The organism is Lentimicrobium sp. S6 (genome assembly GCF_013166635.1).
In the GTDB taxonomy this organism is placed as follows: Bacteria; Bacteroidota; Bacteroidia; order Bacteroidales; family UBA12170; genus UBA12170.
In genome coordinates this window covers 34033-41565 of the sequence record NZ_JABKBZ010000050.1, presented here as the reverse complement: position 1 = coordinate 41565, position 7533 = coordinate 34033, and the positions used below count along the sequence as shown (strand labels likewise).

The 7533-nt window shown below is 34.8% G+C and carries 5 protein-coding genes; 1 reads left to right on the top strand and 4 read right to left on the bottom strand.

Translation table 11 applies throughout. The features are described from left to right. Positions 1-202: 202 nt before the first annotated feature. On the top strand, positions 203-2515 hold the full coding sequence (locus HNS40_RS15310; RefSeq protein ID WP_172282381.1) for a PAS domain S-box protein: 2313 nt from the start codon (positions 203-205) through the stop codon (positions 2513-2515). Between the two features lie 76 nt (positions 2516-2591). On the opposite strand, the gene HNS40_RS15305 is transcribed toward HNS40_RS15310, so the two are convergent. The 4 genes from HNS40_RS15305 to HNS40_RS15290 are packed head-to-tail and all read right to left on the bottom strand — an operon-like array spanning position 2592 to position 7379. Further along, positions 2592-3566 (bottom strand): deoxyhypusine synthase family protein, encoded by a 975-nt coding sequence (locus HNS40_RS15305; RefSeq protein WP_172282379.1) that lies wholly within the window; start codon positions 3564-3566, stop codon positions 2592-2594. Continuing rightward, complete coding sequence (gene speB / locus HNS40_RS15300; protein ID WP_216663640.1) at positions 3559-4416, bottom strand: agmatinase; 858 nt, start codon at positions 4414-4416, stop codon at positions 3559-3561. The genes HNS40_RS15305 and speB overlap by 8 nt, the downstream gene beginning before the upstream one ends. 1 nt (position 4417) lies before the next feature. Further along, positions 4418-5824: an arginine decarboxylase gene (locus HNS40_RS15295; RefSeq protein WP_172282377.1), complete on the bottom strand. Its 1407-nt coding sequence runs from the start codon at positions 5822-5824 to the stop codon at positions 4418-4420. A 31-nt stretch (positions 5825-5855) separates the two neighbouring features. Further along, on the bottom strand, positions 5856-7379 hold the full coding sequence (locus HNS40_RS15290; RefSeq protein WP_172282375.1) for a carbon-nitrogen hydrolase family protein: 1524 nt from the start codon (positions 7377-7379) through the stop codon (positions 5856-5858). Between the last annotated feature and the right edge of the window lie 154 nt (positions 7380-7533).

Below are 7533 nucleotides of genomic sequence, written 5' to 3'. Positions count from 1 at the left end.
CTTCTTTTGTTGTAAATCTTTCTTTAAACGTCTGTCTATCAATGTTTTTTAGTATCCTCATCGTTCCTGAATTTGAATACAATTTACAAAATAATATACTCATATACAACTATTTGTGAACTAAATGGGTAACCCTAATAATTTATATCGCTATCTGTTTTTGTTTTTGATGGTTATAGCTATAATTATTCTAATCACACAAATGCTCAAACAAATCTATCATTTGATTGACAGACATGAGCAATCGAAGAAAGACCTAGAAGAAAACAATCAAACCATTCAGAAAATTTTAGATGCACTGCCAGTAGGAATAGCTTTAGCCAACCGCAAACAAGAGATTCAGCAAATCAACAAAACCGCATTAAAATGGATGAATGATGCCAATGAGGCTGACTATATAAACGAACACTGTGGCAATGTCTTTTGCCTAGATGATGAGGAGAAATGCCCCATTACTTCTAATGATTTGGCTGTACATGATATTGAATTGGGATTAAAAGGCAAAGATGGAAAAGTAAGTACCGTTGTTAAAAGTGCCATTCCCATTAGGCTCCACAATCAGGATATGATTTTGGAAGCATTTATGGATATCAGCAAACAAAAAAGTGTTGAACAAGAGCTACTAGAGCAAAAACAATTTAATGATGCCGTTTTAAACTCTGCTTTAGTTGGGATTATTGTTATAGATGCTATTAGCCACAATATACTAAGCGTTAATGATAAAGCAAAAGAGATGATCGGTACAGATAATGCTCATATTATTGGTAGTGTGTGTAATCATTTCATCTGCCCTACCGACAAAGGCAGCTGTCCTATTTCGGATTTTGACGAACAAATACACAATCAACGAAAAACACTAATCACTGCTGATAAGAAAGAAAAACAGATTCTTAAAAGCGTAAAAAAAGCGGTAATAAATGGTCGTGATGTATATGTAGAAAGCTTTATAGATATTTCTGAAAGAACAAAAGCGGAACAAGAATTAAAAAAATTGAGTATGGTGGTTCAGGAATCTCCAAATTCCATTGTTATTACCAAAACCAATGGAGAAATAGAATATGTAAATCCTGCTTTTGAATTAGTAACAGGATATAGTTCGGAGGAGGTTATTGGCCAAAATCCTAGAATTTTAAATGCCAGAAATGAGGAAAACAAAATCGACTATAAGGAGATGTGGAAAACCATAGAAAATGGTCAAGTTTGGCGAGGTGAGTTCTGTAATAAAAAGAAGAATGGAAATGTCTTTTGGGAATTGGCCAGCATTTCTCCAGTAAAAAACTCCAAAGGAATCATCACCCACTATATTGCCATTAAAGATGATATCACCAACAGAAAAAAATCTGAATCACAATTAACCATAGCTAAAGAAAATGCAGACAAGGCCAATAAAGCCAAGAGCTTCTTCCTTGCAAAAATGAGTCACGAAATCAGAACTCCAATGAATGGGATTATGGGAATGACTGATATTATCATGCAAGGAACAGAAGATGCTGACCTTCAAGAAAAACTAAAAGTCATTAGTGTTTCAGCTGAAAACCTATTAACCATTATCAATGAAATTCTTGACTTTAGTAAAATAGAAGCTGGACAAGTTGAATTAGAGAAGATTCCTTTTAACTTAAAGAAAATGCTTACCGAGGTTGAGGAATTACTGATGATTAAAGCAAAAGCGAAGCAATTATATCTAAAGACCAGAATCTCCGATCAACTCCCTACATCTGTTCTTGGCGACCCTACCAGAGTGAAACAAATCATTATCAATTTGGTAAACAATGCCATCAACTTTACTGAGGAAGGTGGTATAACCATATTCCTAGAAAAGAAAAGACAAAATTTAAAATCTCCTAATTTTACGCTAGGAATCAATGTAATAGATACTGGCATTGGGATTTCAGAGGAAGGTAAGAAAAAGCTCTTCATGGCCTTTTCTCAAACCGATAGTTCAACAACCCGAACCCACGGAGGAACCGGATTAGGCTTATTAATTAGCAAAGATTTGAGTCAACTGTTTGGTGGAAATATAGGAGTTGATAGTCAATTTGGCGAAGGAAGTACCTTCTGGGTAGAAATACCAACTCAGGAGGCTCATCAAGACCTTCAAGATACCCACTCCAGCAAAAATAATGACTTCATTATTAAGGATAATTTGAATATTCTACTTGCCGAAGACAATAAAATCAATCAAAAAATAGCCATCATCAATCTTGAAAAACTGGGCCATCAAGTAGAAATTGCCAATAATGGTAGAGAAGCATTAGAGCTATTTAAGGAAAATCATTACGATTTGGTTTTAATGGATATTCAAATGCCAGAAATGAGTGGCTTAGAAGCAACAGGTTTGATTAGGGTTCATGAAATAAGATCTAAGAAAATAAGGAAAACACCAATCATTGCATTAACAGCAAATGCCTTAAAAACCGATAAAGACAAATATATTGCCGCCGGAATGAATGATTACTTAAGTAAGCCATTTAAGCTTCAGGATTTGATTCGTGTTTTATCTGAATCTTATTAGGGTAATTTCTAAGCTATCCATCAATTCATTTTATAATGAATTGAAGGAATATTAATTTCAAAACCAGAAAGGCATTCTACCAACCCAAAAGATAAGAAAAAATGAGAGGAGCCACTATAGTAGCATCTGATTCTACAATAAATTTTGGCGTATTCTCATCCAGTTTTCCCCAAGTAATTTTTTCGTTAGGAACAGCACCTGAGTAGGAACCGTAGCTGGTGGTTGAATCCGAAATCTGACAGAAATAGCTCCAAAATGGGGTATCCACTCTTTCCAAATCTTGATAGAGCATTGGTACTACACATATTGGGAAATCTCCTGCAATTCCTCCTCCGATTTGAAAAAATCCTATTCCATTATCTTTAGTGTTCTCAGTATACCAATCGGCCAACCAAGTCATATATTCAATTCCTGACTTTACTGTACTAGGCTTCAATTCACCTTTTATACAATAAGATGCAAAAATATTTCCCATGGTAGAATCTTCCCAACCAGGAACCACTATAGGTAAGTTCTTCTCTGCGGCGGCCAGCATCCAACTGTTTTTAGGATCAATTTCATAATACTGTTCCAATACGCCAGAAAGCAAAAGCTTATACATATATTCGTGGGGAAAATATCTTTTCCCTTCAGCTTCGGCCTTTTGCCAAATCTCAAAAATATGCTCCTGCAATCTTCTAAAAGCCTCCTCCTCGGGAATACAAGTATCTGTTACTCTATTTAAACCTCTATCGAGTAATTCTCTTTCTTGAATGGCTGATAAATCGCGATAATGAGGCACTCTTTCATAATGCGAATGAGCCACCAAGTTCATCAAATCCTCTTCTAAGTTAGCACCAGTGCAAGATATAATTTGAACTTTATCTTGACGTATCATCTCTGCTAATGATTTTCCTAACTCTGCAGTACTCATAGCACCTGCTAAAGTCATCATCATTTTATTTCCTTGACTTAACTGAAGCTCGTATCCTTTAGCGGCATCTACCAATGCAGCAGCATTAAAATGTTTATAATGCTCGAGCATAAACTGTGAAATAGGGCCTTTATTCATCGTATTTAAATTTATAAGAAAGTAATTTATAATATAATTTTGCAGCTAAAAACTCTGATGCTTTATGATTCTCAATGGGTGCCAGCTCTACCAAATCGAAACCAACCACATTATTGTTCTCGAAAACTCCTCTTAAAAATTCTAAGGTAGGATACCATTCCAAGCCACCAGGTTCTGGAGTTCCTGTTGCTGGTAAAATGGAAGGATCAAAAGCATCTAAATCAATGGTAATATAAACATGCTTGGTATTAATGAGCTCAAGAGCCTCCTCCATCCAATCATTGCGATTACCCACAATATCTTGTGCAAAAAAGCATTTGTCTGCGTTTATAAATTGCATTTCACTAACATCCATACTTCGGATACCCACTTGAATCAAATTGGTGTTTTTTGAAGCATCATGTAAAGCACAAGCATGATTATAAGGGGAGCCCATATAGGATTCCCTTAAATCGGCATGAGCGTCCAAATGAACCACCGTAAGATCAGGATATTTCTCATATAATGCTTTAATAATACCAATGCTTATTGAATGTTCACCGCCAAAAAAAGTCAAAAACTTATCGGTCTCCACCCATTTCTTTGCTTGCTCATAAATAGCTTCATAGCTAGCTTCGGGAGATCGATTTTCAATAATCTCAGGCAGAATATGGATTCCCTTTTCATAAACCTCAGAATCGGTTTCCATGTCGTATAACTCCATATTTTCTGCAGCATCTAAAAAAGCCGCAAAACCCTTGTCCGCTCCTTTGCCCCATGTACTGGTTCCATCATAAGGAATGGATTGTAATAAAATGGCTGAACTTTTAAAGTCAGCATATTTATCCTCTATACCTCCAAAATTCTTCATCTTACTTATTATACCCTAAAATATTAAACATATCATTAGCTGATTGCTCTTCTCTATACACATAATCAACTATATTTCCTTTGCTATCTCTATCTATAATTACATGTTTTGGCGAAGGGATTAAACAATGTTTGATTCCTCCGTAACCACTTATCGAATCTTGGTAGGCTCCGGTATGGAAAAAACCAAGATATAATGGTTCTTTATCTTTTGAATTATACTTTGGCAATAATACTTCCTGATTTAAATCCTCAGAGTTATAATAGTCAGAATGGTCACAACTGATTCCACCAATATTAACTCTTCCGTATTCATTATCCCATTTATTAATGGGTAATAGAATAAATTTTTCGTGTATACTCCAAGCATCAGGAATGGTATTCATTAAACTATTATTAATGATATACCAAGTTTCAGCATCATTCTGTTGCTTTTGTTCCAATACTTTAAAGATAATTGCTCCAGACTCCCCAACAGTATATTTTCCGAATTCCGTAAAAAGATCAGGTTCTAAAACAGCATCTTTAGTACAAGCTTCTTTAATATTTTTAATGATCTCATTGATCATATATTCATAATTATACTCAAAGCCTAAGTGGTTACGGATAGGGAATCCTCCTCCTAAATTGAAGGAATCTAGATTCTTGCTTTCTTTTTTTAGTTCAATGTATAATTTAAGGGCTTTTTGAAATTCACCCCAATAATAGAGTGTATCTTTAATACCGGAATCCACAAAAAAGTGCAACATTTTAAGTTCAAACTTATCATTATCGCGAAGTTTTGTTTTAAAGAATTTAATAATTTCTGAAGGTGCAATTCCTAATCTCGAAGTATAGTAGGCAGATTGAGCTTCCTCATTAATAGCCATACGTAATCCGATTCGAAGAACTTGTTTTGTTTTGATTTTCTGTAAGCGATCAAACTCAGCGATACTATCTAAAATAATAATAGAATTGCCAAACCCAGCCTCTTGGAGTCTAACGATTTTTGCTAAATATTCCTCTGTTTTGAATCCATTATGAACAATGATTCTGTCTTTTGAAATCTTCCCTTTACCAGCCAGATTAATGATTAAATCAATATCAAACTCTGAGGAGGTCTCCAAATTGACTTTATGCTTAAGTGCCTCATTAATGACGTGATAAAAATGGTTGCACTTGGTACAATAACAAAAATGATACTTCCCTTTATAAGCATTATTCTTGATGGCTCTATTAAATAGATTCCTGGTTTTCTTTATCTGGTCACCAATTTTAGGCAAATAGATAAAACGAAAGGGTGTTCCGTGTTTTTCAATTAAGTGCTTTAAAGAAACACCATGAAAAGTTAAATAGTCGTCACGCAAATCGAAACCTTCCTGAGGAAAGTAGTAAGATTGCTCAATCAAATCAAAATATGTATTCTTCATTTACGTATTCATAAAGTAGTTATTATTTTGTTTATTTCTTTAATATCTCGTATAAATCTGTGCGTCTGTCTTTTAGATTCTTAACAGACCCATAATTATGCAATTCTCTCAATAAATCCACATCCACATCTGCTATCAATATCATTTCGGTATTCGGTGTGGCTTCCGCTTTTATTCCATTTGTTGGGAAATGAAAGTCGCAAGGAGTTAAAACCATAGATTGTGCATATTGGATATCCATATTATGCACATTTGGTAAGTTCCCAACACTACCTGCAATCACCACATAGCATTCATTCTCTATGGCACGAGCTTGAGCACAATTTCTTATTCTAGAATACCCGTTCTGAGTATCGGTTAGGAATGGAACAAATAGAATGCTCATACCTTCATTAGCCAATATCCGAGATAACTCAGGAAATTCTACATCGTAGCAAATCAAAATACCAATTTTACCACAATCAGTATCAAATGTTTTAATTTGATCCCCCCCTTTTAAGGCCCACACTTTTTCTTCATCTGGGGTGACATGGATTTTCTCGAAACGCTCGATGGAACCATCTCTACGACAAAGGTAACCTACATTATACAGGTCATTACCTACCATCTCAGGCATACTTCCAGTGATAATATTTATATTATAACTAACAGCCAACTTGGAAAATTCTTGAGTCAACTCTTTGGTATACTTTGCTAATTCTCTAATCGCATCCGCCTCGCTCATATGATTATATGCAGCCATCATAGGCGCATTAAAAAACTCAGGAAACAAAGCGAAATCACTTTTATATCCACTTAAAGCATCAACAAAATACTCTGCTTGCTGCATTAATTCTATTGGAGACTTATATGACCTCATCTGCCACTGTACCACTCCTAAACGAACTATCTTTTTGATGGTTTCGGCTTTGGTTTTCGGCTTTTCATAGAAAATATTATTCCACCTTAACAAAACAGCATAATCATCAGAAGCTTTGTCTCCTTCCAAATAGTTTTTCAAAACCCGAAGTGGATGAAAATCATTGGATAATTGGAAGTTTAATACCGGATCATGGATTTCCTTGGATCTTACCTTCTCTAGATATTGTTTTGGACTGATGCTGTCTTTGTATTTATAATAGTTTGGAATTCTACCGCCAAACAAAATACCTTTCAAGTTTAATCTTTCGCAGAGCTCCTTCCTATAATCGTAAAGCCTACGTCCTAGTCTCAACCCTCTGTATTGTGGCTTTATAAAAACATCAATACCATATACAAAATCACCACTTTCGGTATGTGTTTCAAAGGTAAAATTATCTGTAATATCTTTATAAGTATGCTGTTCGTCAATGCTCTTCGAATCGATGATGATAGATAAGGCGCAACCAGCAATATCACCATTTACTTTGATTACAATTTGACCTTCAGGAAAGATATCTATAAGCGTACGGATACTATCCTCACGCCAATAGGAATCAGTCATAGTATGGTAAGCACTGATCATTACTTCTTTTAATTCAGCATAATCAGCAAGACCTAAATAGACCAGTTCAACGTTATGTATTTCTCTTTTCATTAGGCATAAAACAGTGTTTAAAATTACTAAAGTTTCTATTCAAAAACTTCAGTATCAAAAATATTTCTTTATAGTTCTACGGGTTTTCTAAAAAACAAAAATAAAATGAGACGCTACTAAAACACTAAGCCACACTGATAACCAAACCATTGCA

Coding starts and splice junctions, on each gene's coding strand:
- HNS40_RS15310 (WP_172282381.1), top strand. CDS start 203: ATGCTCAAACAAATCTATCATTTGATTGACAGACATGAGCAATCGAAG.
- HNS40_RS15305 (WP_172282379.1), bottom strand. CDS start 3,566: ATGAATAAAGGCCCTATTTCACAGTTTATGCTCGAGCATTATAAACAT.
- speB (WP_216663640.1), bottom strand. CDS start 4,416: ATGAAGAATTTTGGAGGTATAGAGGATAAATATGCTGACTTTAAAAGT.
- HNS40_RS15295 (WP_172282377.1), bottom strand. CDS start 5,824: ATGAAGAATACATATTTTGATTTGATTGAGCAATCTTACTACTTTCCT.
- HNS40_RS15290 (WP_172282375.1), bottom strand. CDS start 7,379: ATGAAAAGAGAAATACATAACGTTGAACTGGTCTATTTAGGTCTTGCT.